The following is an 18,487-nucleotide window of genomic DNA, read 5'->3' as shown; positions in this document are numbered from 1 at the left end:
CTGTGTGCAAGTAGTGACCGGGAGGCTTTGCCGAGCGTTCAATCAGGATTACCGGTTGTCGCGATATGCCCGAAGGATTGGTGCATTACGAAATAAATGCTAAGAACAGCTATGGGAAAAGGCTAAAATGCGCGACCCCAGCTAACCGCTGACCCAAATTCCATGCGCCCCACAAGGTTCGCTACGTGATCGAGTTCCAACAGGTACACAAGACCTACCGCGTCGCCGGTAGGGAAATCCCCGCACTGAATCCGACCAGCCTGACCATCGAAGATGGCCAGGTGTTCGGCCTGATCGGCCATTCCGGCGCCGGCAAGAGCACCATGCTGCGCCTGATCAACCGCCTGGAAGAGCCTTCTGGCGGCAAGATCATCGTCGACGGCGAAGACGTTACCGCGTTCAACGCCAGCCAGCTGCGCGGTTTCCGCCAGCAGGTCGGGATGATTTTCCAGCACTTCAACCTGCTGGCCTCCAAGACCGTCGCCGACAACGTCGCCCTGCCACTGACCCTGGCCGGCGAGCTGTCGCGCAGCGAGATCGACAAGCGCGTGACCGAACTGCTGGCCCGCGTCGGCCTTTCCGACCACGCCAGAAAGTACCCGGCGCAGCTGTCCGGTGGCCAGAAGCAGCGCGTCGGCATCGCCCGCGCCTTGTCCACCAACCCGAAGATCCTGCTGTGCGACGAGGCCACTAGCGCCCTCGACCCGCAAACCACCGCCTCGGTCCTGCAATTGTTGGCCGAAATCAACCGTGAGCTGAAGCTGACCATCGTACTGATCACTCACGAAATGGACGTTATCCGCCGGGTCTGCGACCGCGTGGCAGTGATGGACGCCGGCCAGATCGTCGAGCAGGGCTCGGTGGCCGAAGTGTTCCTGCACCCGCAGCACCCCACCACCAAGCGGTTCGTCCAGGAAGACGAGCAGGTCGACGAAGGCGAGCAGCGGGACGACTTCGCCCATGTGCCGGGCCGCATCGTGCGCCTGACATTCCAGGGCGACGCCACCTACGCGCCGCTGCTGGGCACCGTGGCCCGCGAAACCGGTGTGGACTACAGCATCCTCGCCGGGCGTATCGACCGTATCAAGGATGTCCCCTATGGCCAGCTCACCCTCGCCCTGATCGGCGGTGACATGGAAGCGGCGTTCGCCCGCTTCAAGGCAGCTGACGTACATATGGAGGTACTGCGTTGATGGACGCCCTGAATTTCTTTGCCAACGTCGACTGGGCCGAAATCTGGCTGGCCAGCGTCGACACCATGATCATGCTGTTCGGCTCGCTGTTCTTCACCGTGCTGCTCGGCCTGCCGCTGGGCGTGCTGCTGTTCCTGTGCGGGCCGAAACAGATGTTCGAGCAGAAGGGTGTGTATGCGCTACTGTCGCTGATCGTCAACATCCTGCGCTCGCTGCCGTTCATCATCCTGCTGATCGTGATGATCCCGATCACCGTGCTGATCACCGGCACTTCGCTGGGTGTCGCCGGTGCCATTCCGCCGCTGGTGGTGGGTGCCACGCCATTCTTCGCACGCCTGGTGGAAACCGCCCTGCGTGAAGTGGACCGCGGCATCATCGAAGCCACCCAGTCGATGGGTGCCACTACCCGCCAGATCATCACCAGCGCACTGCTGCCGGAGGCCCGCCCGGGCATCTTCGCCGCCATTACCGTGACCGCCATCACCCTGGTGTCGTACACCGCCATGGCCGGTGTAGTCGGTGCCGGCGGCCTGGGCGACCTGGCCATCCGCTTCGGCTACCAGCGTTTCCAGACCGACGTGATGGTCGTCACCGTGGTGCTGTTGCTGGTACTGGTTCAAGTCCTGCAGAGCGTGGGCGACAAACTGGTCGTGCATTTTTCCCGTAAGTAACCCCAATGGGGTCGGCCCGGCCGACCCGTTCGGGGGCCGTCGCGGCCCTCACAAGGAGTGATCAATGAAGAAGCTGCTTGCTGTTGTCGCCGCTGTCGCGGCCTTCTCGGCCCACGCCGAGTCCCTGACCGTTGCCGCTACCCCGGTGCCGCACGCCGAGATCCTCAACTTCGTCAAACCTGCACTGGCGAAAGAGGGCGTGGAGCTGAAGGTCAAGGAGTTCACCGACTACATCCAGCCGAACGTGCAGGTTGCCGAAAAGCGCCTTGACGCCAACTTCTTCCAGCACCAGCCGTACCTGGATGAGTTCAACAAGGCCAAGGGCACCAACCTGGTTAGCGTTGCCGGCGTGCACATCGAGCCACTGGGCGTGTACTCGACCAAGATCAAGAAGCTCGACGAGCTGTCCTCCGGCGCCACCGTGGTAATCCCCAACGACGCCACCAACGGCGGCCGCGCGCTGCTGCTGCTGGACAAGGCCGGTGTGATCAAGCTGAAGGACAACAAGAACATCCTGTCCACCGTGAAGGATGTTGCCGAGAACCCGAAAAGCCTGAAGTTCCGTGAGCTGGAAGCAGCCACCATCCCGCGCGTGCTGACCCAGGTCGATGCTGCCCTGATCAACACCAACTACGCGCTGGAAGCCAAGCTGAACCCGGAGAAAGACGCCCTGGTCATCGAAGGCAGCGACTCGCCTTACGTGAACATCCTTGTTGCTCGCCCGGACAACAAGGACTCGGACGCGATGAAGAAGCTGGCCGCTGCACTGCACTCGCCTGAGGTGAAGCAGTTCATCAACGAGAAGTACAAAGGCGCTGTGGTGCCGGCGTTCTAAGCCGTCATATCGCGCAGGACTCTTCGCGGGTAAACCCGCTCCCACAGGGATAGCGCAAGGCTCACGGCCTACGCTGTACCTGTGGGAGCGGGTTTACCCGCGAAGCTTTTGGGGGTTAACTCAATCCCGCTTCACAAGCCCAGGCAATTGCGCCACCAGCTTCTGGTTGTTGAACGGAGCCCGAATGAACCCACGCTGACGTCCATCCGGCCCAACAACCGCCAGATTGCCGCTGTGATCCACGGTATACCCCGGCTTGCTGGTATCGGCCGGAATGAAAGGTATGCTCAAGGCATTGGCCAGCTTCTGGGTATCCTCGATCGACCCCGCCACCCCGACGAAATCCTTGTCAAAATAACCCAGGTACTGCTTCAGCTGGTTCGGCGTGTCGCGGTTCGGGTCAACGCTCACCAGCACCACCTGCAGCCGGTCGACGGCCTCCTTGGGCAACTCGCTCTTCACCTGGCGCAACTGGGCCAAGGTCGTCGGGCAGATGTCGGGGCAGTAGGTGTAACCGAAGAAAAGCAGCGACCATTTGCCCTTCAGGTCATCCAGTTGCACCGGCTGGCCGTCCTGGTTGGTCATGGTCACATCGGCCACGGTACGGCTCTGCGGCAGCAGGATGATGCCGGCATCGATCAGCTCGGTGGGGTTGGGCTGGTCGCGGCCATTGAGCACCTTGTTGACGGTCAGGCCCAGGATCAACGCGACCAGGGCAACGAGGATGAAGACGGTTTTCTGGGTTCGGGTCATAGGTTCAGCAACAGGTAGTGGTCGAGGAGCAACGCGATGAACAGCGCGAACAGGTAGCCGATAGAGTACTTGAAGGTGCCGATCGCCGCGTGCGGCCGGCTGCCACGGTACAACACCCAGGCCCAATGCAGGAAGCGCAGGCCGAGCACCAGGGCACAGGCCAGGTAAAGCGGGCCACTCATGTGGATGACGTAGGGCAGCAGGCTTACCGACAGCAGTACCAGGGTGTACAGCAGGATATGCAGCTTGGTGTAGCGCTCGCCGTGGGTCACCGGCAGCATCGGGATATCGGCCTTGGCGTATTCCTCCTTGCGGTGGATGGCCAAGGCCCAGAAGTGGGGTGGGGTCCAGGCGAAGATGATCAGCACCAGCAAAAGGGGCTCGGCGCTGACATGGCCGCTGACCGCCACCCAGCCCAGCATCGGCGGGGCGGCGCCAGCCAAGCCGCCGATGACGATGTTCTGCGGCGTGGCGCGCTTGAGAAAACCGGTGTAGAGCACCGCATAGCCGAGCAGGGAAGCCAGTGTCAGCCAGGCAGTGAGGGCATTGGTGAACACCATCAGCAGGGCCATGCCAAGTAGCGCCAGCGCCAGGGCGAACAGCAGCGCCGGCAGCGGCTCGACCCGGCCCTGGGCCAGCGGCCGCTTGTGGGTACGCGCCATCAGCGCGTCGATGCGTCGGTCCACCACATGGTTGACCACCGCCGCGCCGCCTGCACACAAACCGATGCCCAGGTTGCCGAACAGCAGCACGCTCCAGCTGACACCCGCACGGGTGGCAAGGAACATGCCCGCCAGCGAGGTGATCAGCATCAGCACCACCACCTTGGGCTTGGTCAGTTCCAGGTAATCACGCCAACTGGCCCTCTGTGCGCTCAGAAGCGTCGCCATGAATCATTCCTCATGTGGTGGGTGATGCCCACGCCAGCCACGGGCCGCAGGCGCCAGCCATGGCCGACACCCACGCGAACCTTGTCGACCACGCGGATGCGGTAGTTCACCAGCACCATGCTCAGCAGCAACAGCGCCCCACCAGCGTTGTGCGCCACGGCCACGGCCAGCGGCAGGTGCAGCAGCACATTGCTGATGCCCAGACCGACTTGCACCACCAGCGCCAGCAGCACCAGCCGTGCCAGGCCAGGGAGGCCGCAGCGGTGCAGCTTCCAGCTGAGCATCAGCAGCACACAGGTCACCAGCAATGCGCCCAGGCGGTGGCTGATGTGGATGGCCGTGCGCGCATCACTGTCCAGTTGCCCGCCCAGATAGTTGGGCCCAACGTGCTGGGTCAGGTGGAAACCGTTGCTGAAGTCCGCCGTCGGCCACCACTGACCGTGGCAGGTGGGCAGGTCGATGCAGGCGACGGCCGCGTAGTTGGCACTGACCCAGCCGCCCAGGGCGATCTGGCCGATCACCACCAGCAAGGCCAGCGCAGCGATCCGGCGCAGGCTCAATGGCAGCTTTGGCAAAGGCGCAAAGGCCCGGGACAGACGCAGGGACAACAGGAACAGCAAACTCAGGGTAGTGAAGCCTCCGAGTAGATGCGCGGTGACCACCTGCGGCCACAGCTTGAGGGTGACCGTCCACATGCCGAAGGCTGCCTGCGCCAGCACCACGCCCAGCAGCAGCAAGGGCAGGCGGTAAGGCTGGCCATCGCGGGTATGCCGGCGCAGCGCCTGCAAGGCGAGCAGGGCGATCACCATCGCCAGGGTGCCGGCGAAGTAGCGGTGGACCATCTCGGCCCAGCCCTTGGCGGCTTCCACCGGGTGTTCGGGGAAATGCAGCTCGGCATGGGCCAGCTGCGCTTCGCTCTTGGGCACGCTGATGAAGCCGTAGCAACCCGGCCAGTCCGGGCAGCCGAGGCCGGCGTGGGTCAGGCGGGTATAGGCACCAAGCAGGACGACCAGCAGTGCCAGCAGGGTGGCGAACACAGCAAGGCGGAATCCGGGTCTGGCCATGGCAGGCTCCTAGCCGATGTTGGACAGCTTGAGCAGGTGGCGCAGGTCGTCCAGCACATGCTTGCCGTTGACCTTGGCGTCGTAGCGCAGCACCAGGTTGCCGTGTGGGTCGACGATCCACAGCTGCGGGCCGGCCTCGCCGACCTTTTGCAGGTAGCGTTGCGCATCCAGCGGGTAACGCTGCAACTGTGGGTATTCGCGGCCTAGCAACGCCTGGTACTCGGCACTTGCCGGCTGGGCGGCCGCCAGGGCATGGCTGGCACGGCTGGCATCACGACCCAGGCCGACCTGGATCTGCCGAGCCAGGTACACCAGCCGCTGGCAATCCTCGGCACAGGCTGTGGGTGTGCTCACCAGCAGCTGCCAGCGCTCGCCCTGGCCCGCTACGCCGAGATCGGCAAGGGTCTCCCCGTTGCCGATCATCACGCCGTGGTAGCTGCGGCCGTCCGGCACCCAGAACTTGAGCTTGTACATGCTGGTGGCCAGAACCATCGGCCCGAGCACCACCAGCAGAATCAGCAGCAGCTGCAAACGCCCGCGGGCTCTGGGTTTGCTGCGTTCAGGCACTTCCAGTGGAGTGGCGGTGGCCATGGCGTTTCTCCTTGTTGTGGTGCCAGCCGAAGTAGAGGTAGAGCAGTACCAAAGTGGTTGCCAGGGCAAACCACTGCACGGCGTAACCCAGGTGTTTTTCCGGGCCCATGGCAACGACCGGCCAGTCCAGGCGATAGGTCGCCGGGCCGGGTTCCAGGCGCAGCTCATGGGCGAAGCCTTCGCGATCGAGCTGTTGCCATAGCTTCGCGGCATCCACGGCAGTCAGCAGATGCGGCCACTGGCCGCCTGCAGGGTCGGGGTGCAGCTGGAACGTGCTGCCAGGCGCGACATACACCGAAGCGTCCAGCGCCAACGCCTGGGCAGGGGTATCGAAATGCACCGGCACACGGCGATCCGGCCAGGGCAACCACCCGCGGTTTACCAGCAGCCACGCGCCGCTGGCCTGATCATGGAAGGGTTGCAGCAGCTCGACACCGGCCTGGCCATCGCGCATGCGGTTGTCCAGCAGCAGGCTGTGTTCGGAGTCGAAGCGGCCATAGAGATGCACGCGGCGGAAGGCATTGTCCTGGTTCGCTGTCAGCTGGGCCGTAGCCACTGGCGCTTCTACCCGCCGCTCGGCATAGGCGGCCAGCAGTATGCGTTTTTCCTCGGCACGGCCGAGTTGCCAGCAGCCAAGCGCGATCAGCCCCGGCAGCAGCGCAAGCACCACCAGGGTTGGTACCCAGCCCGGACGAAACGGCCTCATCGGAGCCTCGTCGGGCCGATCGCTATACTTATCCACATCACCGCATCCCCCCGGAGTATCGCCATGCTCAAGGCCGCGATTGTCCTGATGCTGTTGGCCACGATTGCCAGCCTGTTCAGCGGCCTGGTGTTTCTGGTAAAGGACGATGAAAACTCGACCCGTTTACTGAAAGCGCTGACCGTGCGGGTGACCCTGGCGGCCCTCACCATCGGCCTGGTGGCCTGGGGCTTCATCAGCGGTCAACTCGTCTCACACGCCCCCTTCTGAAGCTCTCACCTACCCCTTTGGGAGCGGGTTCTTTATTCACAACACATAGACAAAGATGAACAACCCCACCCACACCACATCGACGAAGTGCCAGTACCAACTGGCGGCCTCGAAACCGAAGTGTTTCTCCGGGTTGAAATGCCCGCGCAAGATGCGCACGAACATCACGATCAGGATGATCGTGCCCAGGGTCACGTGGGCGCCGTGGAAGCCGGTGAGCATGAAGAACGTCGCGCCGTAGATACCCGACCCCAGCGTCAGCCCCAGCTTGGTATAGGCCTCGTGGTACTCGTAGGCCTGCAACGCGATGAAGCTGGCGCCCAGGACAATGGTCAGCGCCATCCAGAATTTCAGCGGGCCACGGTGGCCGCGACGCAGGGCATGGTGGGCGATGGTGATGGTCACGCTGGAGCTGACCAGCAAGATGGTGTTGATAAGCGGCAGGTGCCACGGATCGATCACTTCCTTGGGCGGTGGGAACAGTTTCGGGTCGGGCGTGTGCAGCAGCGGCCAGGTGAATTCGAAGGTCGGCCACAACATGTGCGCAACACCCTTGGCCCCTTCACCGCCCAGCCACGGCCCGGCCAGCACCCGCACGTAGAACAGCGCACCGAAGAAGGCCAGGAAGAACATCACCTCGGAGAAGATGAACCAGCTCATGCCCCAGCGGAACGAGCGGTCCAGCTGCGGGCTGTACAGCCCCGCGCGGCTTTCCCGCACCACCGAACCGAACCAGCCGAACAGCATGTAGGCCAGGAACAACGCACCGATGAAGAAGATCAGCGGCCCGTGCGACTCGGGGTGGCCGGCCTTCATGTCATTGAACCAGGTGCCCAGGCCGAACACCGTGATGAACATGCCGATGGTGGCGATGATCGGCCACTTGCTCTGCGCCGGAACGTAGTAGTGCTCATGACTTGCCATTGCTGTTCTCCTTCCCTTAACGGGCGCCCTGGACGTCCTGGGCCGCGACATGCGCGACCGGCGGGTGGCGAGCGGTGATGTCGAACAAGGTGTAGGCCAGTGTCAGGTGCTTCACGCTGGCCGGCAGGTCGCGGTCGACGATGAAGCGCACCGGCATCTCGATGCGTTCGCCGGGCTGCAGCACCTGCTGGGTAAAGCAGAAGCACTCGGTCTTGTGGAAGTACGCCGCAGCCTCGGCTGGGGTGATGCTGGGGATGGCTTGCGCACTCATCGGCCGGTCGGTCGGGTTGTGGGCAATGAAGATCATCTGGTTCACCGCCCCCGGGTTGACCTCCAGCTGGTCCGCGGTGGAGTAGAAGTCCCAGACCATGTCGCTGGCATTGGTCGACATGAACTGCACCCGCACCGAACGCGTCGGGTCGCTGACCTGGCTGCCTTCGTACTGCCCTCCGGTCTTGCCGTTGATACCGAAGGCCTTGCACATCACGTCATAGATAGGCACCAGGGCGAAGCCGAAGGCGAACATCACCACCGTCAGCATCAGCAGGCGCAATACCAGGCGTTTCAGCGAAAGGCCGTTCATGGCACGGTTCCTATTTCACTTCCGGTGGCGTCTGGAAGGTGTGATAGGGCGCAGGCGACGGGATCGACCACTCCAGGCCCTCGGCGCCATCCCATGGTTTGGCCGGTGCCGGCGCGCCGCCACGGATGCATTTGATGACGATGAACAGGAAGAAGATCTGCGTGGCACCGAACATGAACGCGCCGATCGACGACACCATGTTGAAGTCGGCGAACTGCAAGTTGTAGTCGGGGATCCGCCGTGGCATGCCGGCAAGCCCCACGAAGTGCATGGGGAAGAAGGCCATGTTCATGCCAATGAACGATAGCCAGAAATGCAGCTTGCCAAGGGTTTCGTCATACATGTGGCCGGTCCATTTCGGCAGCCAGTAGTAGGCCGAGGCGAAGATGCCGAAGATCGCCCCAGGCACGAGCACATAGTGGAAGTGCGCCACCACGAAGTAGGTGTCGTGGTACTGGAAGTCAGCCGGGGCGATGGCAAGCATCAGCCCGCTGAAACCGCCGATGGTGAACAGGATGACAAAGGCGATGGCGAACAGCATCGGCGTTTCGAAGGTCAGTGACCCTTCCCACATGGTGCTGACCCAGTTGAACACCTTAACCCCGGTAGGCACGGCGATCAGCATGGTGGCGTACATGAAGAACAGCTCGCCGACCACCGGGATGCCGACCACGAACATGTGGTGGGCCCAGACGATGAACGACAGGAATGCGATGGCGCCGGTGGCGTACACCATGGAGGTGTAGCCGAACAGCGGCTTGCGCGAGAACGCCGGGATGATCGAACTGACCGCGCCGAAGGCCGGCAGGATCATGATGTACACCTCGGGGTGGCCGAAGAACCAGAACACGTGCTGGAACAGCACCGGGTCACCGCCGCCGGCGGCACTGAAGAAGCTGGTGCCGAAGTGGATGTCCATCAGCATCATGGTCACGACGCCGGCCAGCACCGGCATCACCGCAATCAGCAGGAACGCGGTAATCAGCCAGGTCCAGACGAACAGTGGCATCTTCATCAAGGTCATGCCCGGGGCGCGCAGGTTGAGGATGGTGGCGATCACGTTGATCGCGCCCATGATCGAGCTGATGCCCATCAGGTGGATGGCAAAGATGAAGAAGGTGACGCTGGCCGGCGCGTAGGTGGTGGACAGCGGGGCGTAGAAGGTCCAGCCGAAGTTGGGCCCCCCGCCCGGGCTGAACAGGGTCGAGACCAGCAACAGGAAAGCCGCCGGCAGCAGCCAGAAGCTGAAGTTGTTCATCCGCGGCAGGGCCATGTCGGGCGCGCCGATCATCAGCGGGATCATCCAGTTGGCCAGGCCGACGAAGGCCGGCATCACCGCACCGAACACCATGATCAGGCCGTGCATGGTGGTCATCTGGTTGAAGAACTCCGGCTGGACGATCTGCAGGCCGGGCTGGAACAGCTCGGCACGGATCACCATGGCGAAAGAGCCGCCGAGCAGGAACATGATGAAGCTGAACCACAGGTACATCGTGCCGATGTCCTTGTGGTTGGTGGTCAGCACCCAGCGCATCAGGCCCTTGGCCGGGCCGTGCGCATGGTCATGGCCGTGGGCGTGGTCGTCGATCACTGCACTCATGTCCTGTCTCCTGCAATCCATTGATTGCCGCGAGTAACCCGGTTCATTGCGCTTCTGCCTGCTTCAGTGCCAGCACGTCCTTCGGCGTGACCATGTCACCCTTGTTGTTGCCCCAGGCGTTGCGCTCGTAGGTGACCACGGCGGCGATGTCGACTTCCGAGAGCTGCTTGCCGAACGCGGCCATGGCGGTGCCGGGCTTGCCGTGGAAGACGATACCCAGGTGGGCTTCCTTCGGCCCGGTGGCGATCTTCGAGCCCTTGAGCGCCGGGAACATCGGCGGCAGGCCCTGGCCTTCGGCCTGGTGACAGGCCACGCAGGTGGTGTGGTAGACCTTGTCACCACGTTCCACCAGCTCCTGCAGGGTCCATTCCTTGCTGGTCAGCTCCTTGAGCTTGGCAGCTTCGGCCTTGCGCTCGCCCAGCCAGGTGTCGTAGTCAGCCTTGGACTTGACCTCGACCACCACCGGCATGAAGCCGTGGTCCTTGCCGCACAGCTCGGTGCACTGGCCGCGGTAGATGCCGGGCTTGTCGATACGGGTCCAGGCTTCGTTGACGAAGCCGGGGATGGCATCACGTTTGACCGCGAACGCCGGCACCCACCAGGAGTGGATGACATCGGCAGCGGTCACCAGGAAGCGCACCTTGGCGCCCACTGGCAGCACCAGCGGCTGGTCGACTTCGAGCAGGTAGTGCTCGTCCTTGGGTGCCTTGTTGTGGATCTGCTCGGTGGGGGTGGCCAGGTTGCTGAAGAACTCCACGTCCTGGCCCAGGTATTTGTAGTGCCACTTCCACTGGTACCCGGTAACCTGGATATCGATATCCGACTCGCTGGCATCGTAGATGTCGATCAGGGTCTTGGTGGCCGGGATGGCCATGGCCACCAGGATCAGGAAGGGGACCACCGTCCAGAGAATTTCCACCCAGGTGTGCTCGTGGAAATGCGCAGCCTGCTGACCGGTGGAACGGCGGTGGATGACCATCGACCAGAACATCGCGCCAAAGACAACGATGCCGATGATCACGCAGATCCAGAAGATGGTCATGTGCAGGTCGAAGACGGCGTTGGAGACTTCCGTCGCCCCTGGGTGCATGTTCACGGTCCAGGCGGCATTTGCCTGACCAAAAACCGTCCACAACAGGAGGCCCATCCAGACATGTGGATGTCGCATCATTGCGGGTTCCCCTTCTCGTTCTTGTAGTCCCGGAGGCGTGGCCTGCGGCAAGAGGGAACGGCGGTCAAGACTGCCTGGCTTCGACGACCGAGCCCCTGCTAAAAGCAGTCGGGCCTCATCAACGAATCACGTTCTCCGGGAGTATAGACAGCGACCAACGGCACGCAACGAAGGCCGTGAAATGAACTTCATTAAATGGCTGAATGGCCTGAAAACCGCGTGCTTGATAGGTCATGGCGCAATAATGGCATTTCGATATGCCTGAGCATGCACACGTTTGCGTGATTTATAACAAATACGTCTTAGGTATTCTGTATACCGAGCTAATTTAGTGTCTTCCGTTTGAAACGTAATGTCCCTGGAGTTGTCATGAACATCGCTGCTGTACGCGAGCAGGTAAGCCAAGCCCATCAACACGAAGGCCAGACCGGCCAACTGAAAAAGCGTCTCGAGCTGCAACTGCCCCACCTGCACCCCTCGATCCAACTGCCTGAGCAGGACGCCCAGGGTACTTTGGCGCGCTTCGTCAGCGCCTACATCGACCAGGTTCCGGAACTGCTGGAGGCCGCCCATGAGGTCGCCCGCGAGGCCGGGATCGAATCGCAGATCAAACCTGTACTGAAAATCGCCGAAGCCTACTTTCTGCAGCCGCCCAGCGTGATGCAAGGGCATGTGGGCCTGGACTGCCTGCTGGATGAGGCCTACCTGGCGCACCGCCTGGTGGAAGAGGTGAACGACCTGTACATCCGCCACTTCCAGCAACCGTTGATCCCGGTCGACACCACCGTCGCCAACCTGATTGCCCACCAGTTGATTGGCGAGACGTTTGCCAACCAGCTGGATGAAGTGGTGCACCACTCGGTGGATGAAATGTTGAATGACGACAGCTTCGCGGTGGAATCGGTGGAGGCCTACCGCGAGAAATTGAGCAGCCCGAAAACAGGCGCGGCGTGGAAGCGCTGGCCGTGCCTGTCACGGCAGCTGGGGGTGGAGCTGGGCCAGCCGGCCTGAAGTTCCTGTCCCAGCCTCTTCGCGGGCACGCCCGCTCCCACAGGGAAAGCACATGCCTTAATGGCTGTGGATTACCTGTGGGAGCGGGCGTGCCCGCGAAAGGGCCGGCTCATGCAGCAAATATTCCGGCTCTAGGCCCCAACCCCGGCCGTAGTCCGCATCCGCCCCTCGATCCGCCGCTTCAAGCGCCGCTGCTCGATCAGCAACCGCGACCCATTTGCCAAATTACTGCGGCCCCAATCTTCAAGCAGCTCAAGGCACGAGTGGTCGATATAGCTGAGGTTACCCAGCGGCACATGCAGCGTGGTCCCCGCCGGCACGCTATCCAGCACCTGAGTCAGCGCCGGCACCTTGAGGAAGGTGGCCGCGCCACTCAAGCGCAGCTCCATGTGCCCAGCCTTCTCCAGGCTGACCAGGTTGATCTTCAACCGCGCCGCCTTCAGTGCCAGCTTCAGCAAGGTCAGGGCAAAGCCCAGCAATACGCCGGTCAGCAGGTCGGTAAAGATGATCGCCAGTGCCGTCGCCGCGTAGGTGACCATCGGCATGCGGCCATAGCGGCCCAACCCACGAAACGCCTTGAAATCCACCAGTTTGACCCCGGTGAACACCAGCACACCCGCCAGGCTCGCCACCGGGATCTGCTGCAGCACGCTGCTCAGCGCCACCACGAATGCCAGCAGCCACAAGCCATGGAAGATCGCTGAAGCCCGAGTCTGCGCACCAGCCTGCACGTTCGCCGAGCTACGCACGATCACCCCGGTCATCGGTAACGCGCCGAGCACCCCACACAGCATGTTGCCGATGCCCTGGGCAGACAGCTCACGGTCGAAGTCCGAACGTTGGCCGCTGTGCATGCGGTCAACCGCTGCAGCCGACAACAAGGTTTCGGCGCTGGCGATGAAGGCCAGAGCGAAAGCGGCGACCAACAGGGTAGGGTCGGCCAGTTGCATCAGGTCTCCAGGGCGGATCCAGTCGATGGCCTCGGACAGGTCGGCCGGCACCTGTACGCGATTCACCGGCAAGGCCAGCCACATGCTGATGGCCGTCATGGCCGACACGCCCAGCAGGGCACCTGGGACAAAGCGCAGCCGCTGCGGCCGCAGGCGCTCCCAGCCCCACATGATGGCGATGGTGCCCAGACCCAGCGCACCGGCCATCCAGCCGGAGCCGGCGCTTTCCTGTGGCAGGGCCGCAGCCACGGTCGCCGGGAACTCCAGCAGGTTCTGCATGCCGGATGGCTGCGGCGCGGTATCGAACATCACATGCACCTGCGACAGCACGATCAGCACGCCAATCCCCGCCAGCATGCCGTACACCACCGCCGGCGCGGTAACCCGGAACCAGCAGCCCAGGCGCAGACGCCCGGCCAGCAACTGCAGCAAGCCGGCCAGCAGCAGGATCGGCCCGAGCATGGCCATGCCATGCTGGCGTACCAGTTCGAATACCAATACCGCCAGGCCAGCGGCCGGTCCACTGACCTGCAGCGGGGAACCGGCGAGAAAACCCACGACAACACCGCCGATAATGCCGGTAATCAGGCCTTTGGCGGGCGGCATGCCCGAAGCGATCGCAATGCCCATGCACAACGGCAGGGCCACCAGGAAGACCACCACCGACGCCAGCAACTCACGCGGCAGGGCCGCTTTCAACTGTGTAATGTTCACCGTGTTTCTCCTTTCTCTGTCGCACAGCCATTCCCCTGGCCGTGGGCACGTTTGCCCCTGACGAGCGCGCAGGCGCGGGCCGCCAGCGGGCGTGCCGGCAGGCAGTCAGGGAATTCAAGGCAGCCGAAAGCCATGCCACACCCCTGCAGGGTGCAGCCGGCTATCAAGGTTCCAGCGGGTGGATGGGTCGCTTAGTAGCGGCCTCTCGGAGTAGCGCAGGGGACCGGCTCGCCAGCAGCCAGGGGCAGGAAGGTATCGCTGGCGGCGTCGTAGGCTTCGATCTTGCTGGTCTCGATGTCGTAGACCCAGCCATGGATGTACAGCTCACCGGCTGCCAGGCGCGAAGCCACCGAAGGGTGAGTACGCAGGTGATGCAGCTGGGCGATGACGTTTTCCTTGGTCAGCACTTGCATGGTTTCGTGTTCGCTGCCGCACGAGCAGTTGTTCTCGACCACGGTGCGGGCCACTTCGGCGTGGCGCAACCAGGCGGACACTGTCGGCATCTTGGTCAGCGATTGCGGGTTGAGCACGGCACGCATGGCGCCGCAGTCGGAGTGGCCGCAGACGATGATGTGATGCACTTTCAACGCCAGCACGGCGTACTCGATAGCGCTGGAAACGCCGCCGTTCATCTGGCCATAAGGCGGTACCACGTTACCGACGTTACGGGTCACGAACAGGTCGCCAGGCGAACTCTGGGTGATCAGCTCGGGAACGATGCGCGAGTCGGCGCAGGTAATGAACATGGCTCGCGGGGTTTGCGCGGTGGCGAGCTTCTTGAACAGCTCTTGCTGCTCGGGGAAAACGTCATGGTGAAAACGCAGGAAGCCGTCGACGATGTGCTTCAGGGCGGCATCGGCGCTCTCCGCGGGGACCTGCGGTACGACCTTGGATGGGTCCTTGACGGGCATGATTCATCCTCTTGACGGTGTGTAGGTAAATCCATTTTACCGGTGAAAGATTCTGGCTATGCAGGGATTTAGATGACACGCACAGGCCATAGATCACAGTCGGTGAAGACTGATTTCCTACGCTAGCGGGGAAAACTTAACTGAAACTTAATTCGAAGGCTCTAGAACGGGTGTTCCAGATAGGAAGGGCGGGCACTGGATAATAGCAAAAAAACATCAACTGCCAAGAGCCATTAGTCCAATTATCTACTTGGATTAGTTGTATTGACGGATGGCAATGCGCCCCATGCGGGAACCCGGAACCTGCACAGAACCTGTGGGAGCGGGCGTGCCCGCGAAAGAGGCAGCTTGGTACAAGGCACCGGCTGCGCCGGTGTTCGCGGGCGCGCCCGCTCCCACAAAGGCCGTGCTCTGCTCAAGCATCAGAACAGCGCCATCTGCCCACCCGGTGGGCAAAACGCCGAACAATCCAGCGCCTGCGCTTCTCGCCCTTCGAACTCCAGCCGCTTCATGGCCTTGGCAAAGCGCTGCGCCAGCAACTCGGCAAACACGCCTTCACCGCGCATGCGCGCACCAAACCGGCTGTCGTACAGTTCTCCGCCGCGGCTCTGGCGGATCAGGCTCAATACATGCGCCGCCCGCTGCGGGTAATGGTCCTGCAGCCATTGCTCGAACAACGGTGCCACTTCCAGCGGCAAGCGCAACATCATGTAGGCTGCGCTCTGTGCACCGGCCTCCCTCGCCGCATCCAGCAGCCGTTCCAGTTCACTGTCGTTGATCATCGGGATCATCGGCGAACACAACACGCCCACCGGTACTCCCGCCTCACGCAACACACGGATAGCCCGCAAGCGCGCCTTGGGTGATGCCGCGCGCGGTTCCAGCACCCGTTTCAGGTCATCGTCCAGCGTGGTCAGGCTGATCATCACCCGTACCAGACGCTGGCGGGCCATCTCGGCCAGCAGGTCGAGGTCGCGCAGCACCAGTGAACCCTTCGTGACGATGGTCACCGGATGGCGAAAACGCAGCAGCACTTCGAGCAGGCGACGGGTCAGCAGTTGCTCCCGCTCGATCGGCTGGTACGGGTCGGTATTGGAACCCAGGTTGATCGGCGCGCAAATGTAACCCGGTTTGCTCAATTGTTGCTCAAGCACCTCGGCGGCGTTGGTCTTGGCAATCAGCTTGGTCTCGAAATCCAGGCCGGGGGAAAGGTCCCAGTAGGCGTGGGAAGGGCGGGCATAACAGTAGATGCAACCGTGCTCGCAACCACGGTATGGGTTGATGGAGCGGTCGAAGGGCAGGTCGGGAGACGTATTGCGGCTGATCACCGACCTGGCCGTCTCTACCCGCACCTCGGTGCCCTGGGTTTGCGGCACCTCCTGACACCAGCCGTCATCCTCTGCCACCGAATGGCTGGGGGCAAAGCGGTTGTGCGGATTGTGCGCCGTGCCACGGCCCTTTTGCGGTGCTGGAGGAATCATGGCCTACCCCTGATACTGTATTCATATACAGTATATTGCCTGCCTGATTCTTTCCAGCACCTCCGGTCAGCGCGCGTTCACTTCAGGCCATGCCAACGTAGAAAGGGCAGCTGGCTCGACTGCCGGCCGAGGAACACCTCGATACCTTCACGCAACGGTCGCGATGCCCCTGGGGCAAGCAATGTCTCCTGCAGCGCCTGCCCTGTGGCCCGGTCCAGCAGGCCTTGGGCCTCGAAGCGGGTGAACAGGTCGAAGGCGTGCACGTCCGACCACAGATAGGCGTAATAACCGGCATCGTAGCCGTTTACCAGATGGTCGAAGGCATGCGCCGGGTGCTCGAAATCGGCCAGGGGCCAGTAACCACAATACTCACGGGCATCGCCCAGGCGCTGCTCGAGGGACCGGCCATCGGTCGGCATGCCATGCAGGTCCAGGTCGAACAGCGCCATGCTCAGGTCGCGCGCGGTTTCTTCCACACCTTGTTGCCGCAAGCGGCGCAGGCACTCATCGACCCGCGTCCGGGAAAGCTGGCTACCATCGTGCTGGTGCGAAGAGATCGCCACCAGGTAATCCGCGTCCCAGACCCAGCGCTCGAACAGCTTGCCGAACAACTCCACGCCATCGGTACCGAGTTCGGTGACGTTGGACATCACGTGGTTGGTCGTGCGCACCAGCAAATGGTGCAAGGCATGGCCAAACTCATGGAACAGCTTGCGCAGTGACAGATGGTCCAGCAACGGCTGGCTACCCGGCAGCGCTGCCGGCACGTCGCTATAGACCACCACCGAGGCCGTCTGGAAGATTCCCTCGGCATCGACCCGACGGTTGCGAATGTAGGTGGTGAATACCGAGTCAGGTTGTTTGCCGGCATGCTGTACGGCGTCCAGGTACAGGAAACCGATCAAGGCGTTGTCCTGCCACACCTCGAACGGTTGCACGCTGTCATCCCAGGTTGCCAGCGGCCTGGCCAGCAGCGTTACGCCAAACAGTTTTTCCGCCAGCTGCTGCAATGCCCTGACCACGACATTCAGCGGGAAGTATTCGCGCAAGGCTTCGGTGGAAAGCACCGTGCGCGACGAGGCCTGCAGGTACGCAATGTCCCAGGGTTGGACATTCCCCAGCCCTTCGGCTGAGGCCTGGCGCTGCATATCTGCACGCCAATTCAGTACGGCCGGCCGCACATGGTCGGCCAGGTCATGAAGGAAGCTGCGCACCTGGGCAACCGAACCCGCGCTCTTCATCTGCAGGCTCTGCTCCAGATGGCTGGCAAAGCCGAGCAGGTGGGCCTTTTCTTCCAGCAGCCTCGCAAGTTGCTCCAGGTGCAAGCGATTATCCTGCTGTTGGCCAAGGCCGACGCCTCGGGTGTGGTAAGCCCGGTATACGCGCTCACGCAGTTGGCGGTTGTCAGCATGTTTGAGCACGGCCTCGGTGGTCGCGCTTTCGCATGCAATCAACCAACCCGGCTCACCCGCCTCCTGTGCCCTAGTAGCCAGCTCGTCACGGATACGTTGAGGTACACCGCTCAGTTCGGATTCATCCGTGATGCTCAGCCCTGGTCGGTTGATGTTGCTGCGAAACGCCTCCCGCGCAGCGCCAATCTGTTTCAGCAGGTCGGCCAGGCGCAGCTTGCCTGCTGGGTCGAGCGATGCACCACTGGAGGCGAACTTGTGCAGATGCCAGCGCAATGTGGCGCGTTTCTGGGCATCCAGCTGCTTGCCAATGTCGCTGTTGGCCAAGCGCTCATACAGGGCCTGCAGTGCGGAATTGGTGAACTTCTGTTCGAACCGCTCCGTGGCCTTGGCGAAGAAGTCGAAAATGGCACCGGCCCAGGCTTCATCCCGACCAACCAACGGCGAGGCAGCATACAACACCGTCAGAAGCTGACTATCCAGCCCATCCACCGCCAGCACCATGTCATCCCAGGTTGGCAATGCCTGCTGGTCGCGGATGATGCGTTCAATGCCTTGCTCGTGCGCCAACAGCACATGGTCGAAGGCAACTTGCATGTTTTGCAGCGTGATCGACGGGTAATCGACGGGGATACGGCTATTTTGCAGAAGGGGGTTGTCCATGGTGCAACACCTTGCTCGTAGAGAAGAGCAGGCGAGCTTGCATGGCCGGCGTGCAGCAGGTGGCCTGACTATCTACCACCCGGGCACGGCGCCCGGGCGG

The 18,487-nt window shown here is 62.5% G+C and carries 18 protein-coding genes; 5 read left to right on the top strand and 13 right to left on the bottom strand.

Going from position 1 to position 18,487, the window contains the following annotated elements; genetic code table 11:
- Positions 1 to 185 precede the first annotated feature (185 nt).
- The 3 genes from IRZ77_RS05095 (at position 186) to IRZ77_RS05085 (ending at position 2,699) form a co-directional block, all read left to right on the top strand.
- Positions 186 to 1,193 (top strand): methionine ABC transporter ATP-binding protein, encoded by a 1,008-nt coding sequence (locus tag IRZ77_RS05095; protein WP_003256960.1) that lies wholly within the window; start codon positions 186 to 188, stop codon positions 1,191 to 1,193.
- Positions 1,193 to 1,864 (top strand): methionine ABC transporter permease, encoded by a 672-nt coding sequence (locus IRZ77_RS05090; RefSeq protein ID WP_013970307.1) that lies wholly within the window; start codon positions 1,193 to 1,195, stop codon positions 1,862 to 1,864. Before IRZ77_RS05095 ends, IRZ77_RS05090 begins: the two co-directional genes overlap by 1 nt.
- Positions 1,865 to 1,928: 64 nt before the next feature.
- On the top strand, positions 1,929 to 2,699 hold the full coding sequence (locus IRZ77_RS05085) for a MetQ/NlpA family ABC transporter substrate-binding protein (protein ID WP_025337216.1): 771 nt from the start codon (positions 1,929 to 1,931) through the stop codon (positions 2,697 to 2,699).
- 120 nt (positions 2,700 to 2,819) lie between these two features.
- On the opposite strand, the gene IRZ77_RS05080 is transcribed toward IRZ77_RS05085, so the two are convergent.
- Genes IRZ77_RS05080 through IRZ77_RS05060 form a run of 5 tightly spaced genes read right to left on the bottom strand, consistent with a single transcriptional unit; the run spans position 2,820 to position 6,703 of the window.
- Positions 2,820 to 3,452: an SCO family protein gene (locus IRZ77_RS05080; RefSeq protein WP_013970305.1), complete on the bottom strand. Its 633-nt coding sequence runs from the start codon at positions 3,450 to 3,452 to the stop codon at positions 2,820 to 2,822.
- The gene (gene cyoE, locus IRZ77_RS05075; RefSeq protein WP_135001860.1) at positions 3,449 to 4,342 is read right to left on the bottom strand and encodes a heme o synthase; all 894 of its coding nucleotides are present in this window, start codon (positions 4,340 to 4,342) and stop codon (positions 3,449 to 3,451) included. Before cyoE ends, IRZ77_RS05080 begins: the two co-directional genes overlap by 4 nt.
- Positions 4,327 to 5,406, bottom strand: a complete 1,080-nt coding sequence (locus tag IRZ77_RS05070) for a COX15/CtaA family protein (protein ID WP_046615278.1) — start codon at positions 5,404 to 5,406, stop codon at positions 4,327 to 4,329. Before IRZ77_RS05070 ends, cyoE begins: the two co-directional genes overlap by 16 nt.
- Positions 5,407 to 5,415: 9 nt before the next feature.
- Positions 5,416 to 5,997, bottom strand: coding sequence for a hypothetical protein (locus IRZ77_RS05065; RefSeq protein ID WP_135001859.1), 582 nt, complete (start codon positions 5,995 to 5,997; stop codon positions 5,416 to 5,418).
- The gene (locus IRZ77_RS05060; protein WP_135001858.1) at positions 5,966 to 6,703 is read right to left on the bottom strand and encodes an SURF1 family protein; all 738 of its coding nucleotides are present in this window, start codon (positions 6,701 to 6,703) and stop codon (positions 5,966 to 5,968) included. Before IRZ77_RS05060 ends, IRZ77_RS05065 begins: the two co-directional genes overlap by 32 nt.
- Before the next feature lie 63 nt (positions 6,704 to 6,766).
- On the opposite strand from IRZ77_RS05060, the gene IRZ77_RS05055 reads away from it, so the two are divergent.
- The gene (locus IRZ77_RS05055) at positions 6,767 to 6,970 is read left to right on the top strand and encodes a twin transmembrane helix small protein (RefSeq protein WP_003258925.1); all 204 of its coding nucleotides are present in this window, start codon (positions 6,767 to 6,769) and stop codon (positions 6,968 to 6,970) included.
- 36 nt (positions 6,971 to 7,006) lie between these two features.
- On the opposite strand, the gene IRZ77_RS05050 is transcribed toward IRZ77_RS05055, so the two are convergent.
- The 4 genes from IRZ77_RS05050 to coxB are packed head-to-tail and all read right to left on the bottom strand — an operon-like array spanning position 7,007 to position 11,248.
- Entirely contained in the window at positions 7,007 to 7,894 is an 888-nt protein-coding gene (locus IRZ77_RS05050) for a cytochrome c oxidase subunit 3 (protein ID WP_003258926.1), read from the bottom strand.
- Between the two features lie 16 nt (positions 7,895 to 7,910).
- Entirely contained in the window at positions 7,911 to 8,477 is a 567-nt protein-coding gene (locus tag IRZ77_RS05045; RefSeq protein ID WP_015268464.1) for a cytochrome c oxidase assembly protein, read from the bottom strand.
- Between the two features lie 10 nt (positions 8,478 to 8,487).
- Positions 8,488 to 10,077 (bottom strand): cytochrome c oxidase subunit I, encoded by a 1,590-nt coding sequence (gene ctaD / locus IRZ77_RS05040; protein WP_013970300.1) that lies wholly within the window; start codon positions 10,075 to 10,077, stop codon positions 8,488 to 8,490.
- A gap of 43 nt (positions 10,078 to 10,120) precedes the next feature.
- A complete protein-coding gene (gene coxB / locus IRZ77_RS05035) occupies positions 10,121 to 11,248 on the bottom strand; it encodes a cytochrome c oxidase subunit II (RefSeq protein WP_085601990.1) in 1,128 nt (375 codons plus the stop codon).
- A gap of 369 nt (positions 11,249 to 11,617) precedes the next feature.
- Here coxB and IRZ77_RS05030 point away from each other — a divergent pair, with 369 nt between their 5' ends.
- Complete coding sequence (locus IRZ77_RS05030) at positions 11,618 to 12,259, top strand: hypothetical protein (protein WP_196173031.1); 642 nt, start codon at positions 11,618 to 11,620, stop codon at positions 12,257 to 12,259.
- 131 nt (positions 12,260 to 12,390) lie between these two features.
- On the opposite strand, the gene IRZ77_RS05025 is transcribed toward IRZ77_RS05030, so the two are convergent.
- The 4 genes from IRZ77_RS05025 to IRZ77_RS05010 form a co-directional block, all read right to left on the bottom strand.
- On the bottom strand, positions 12,391 to 13,923 hold the full coding sequence (locus tag IRZ77_RS05025) for a SulP family inorganic anion transporter (RefSeq protein ID WP_085601988.1): 1,533 nt from the start codon (positions 13,921 to 13,923) through the stop codon (positions 12,391 to 12,393).
- A gap of 191 nt (positions 13,924 to 14,114) precedes the next feature.
- Positions 14,115 to 14,834 (bottom strand): carbonic anhydrase, encoded by a 720-nt coding sequence (locus tag IRZ77_RS05020; protein ID WP_013970295.1) that lies wholly within the window; start codon positions 14,832 to 14,834, stop codon positions 14,115 to 14,117.
- 422 nt (positions 14,835 to 15,256) lie between these two features.
- Positions 15,257 to 16,315 carry a PA0069 family radical SAM protein gene (locus IRZ77_RS05015; protein ID WP_085601987.1) on the bottom strand — a complete coding sequence of 353 codons (1,059 nt, stop codon included), beginning with the start codon at positions 16,313 to 16,315 and terminating at the stop codon, positions 15,257 to 15,259.
- 77 nt (positions 16,316 to 16,392) lie between these two features.
- Entirely contained in the window at positions 16,393 to 18,387 is a 1,995-nt protein-coding gene (locus IRZ77_RS05010; RefSeq protein ID WP_196173030.1) for a M3 family metallopeptidase, read from the bottom strand.
- Between the last annotated feature and the right edge of the window lie 100 nt (positions 18,388 to 18,487).

It is taken from the genome of Pseudomonas pudica (assembly GCF_015680405.1).
GTDB classification, from domain to species: domain Bacteria; phylum Pseudomonadota; class Gammaproteobacteria; order Pseudomonadales; family Pseudomonadaceae; genus Aquipseudomonas; species Aquipseudomonas pudica.
This window is presented reverse-complemented; position numbering and strand designations above follow the sequence as displayed.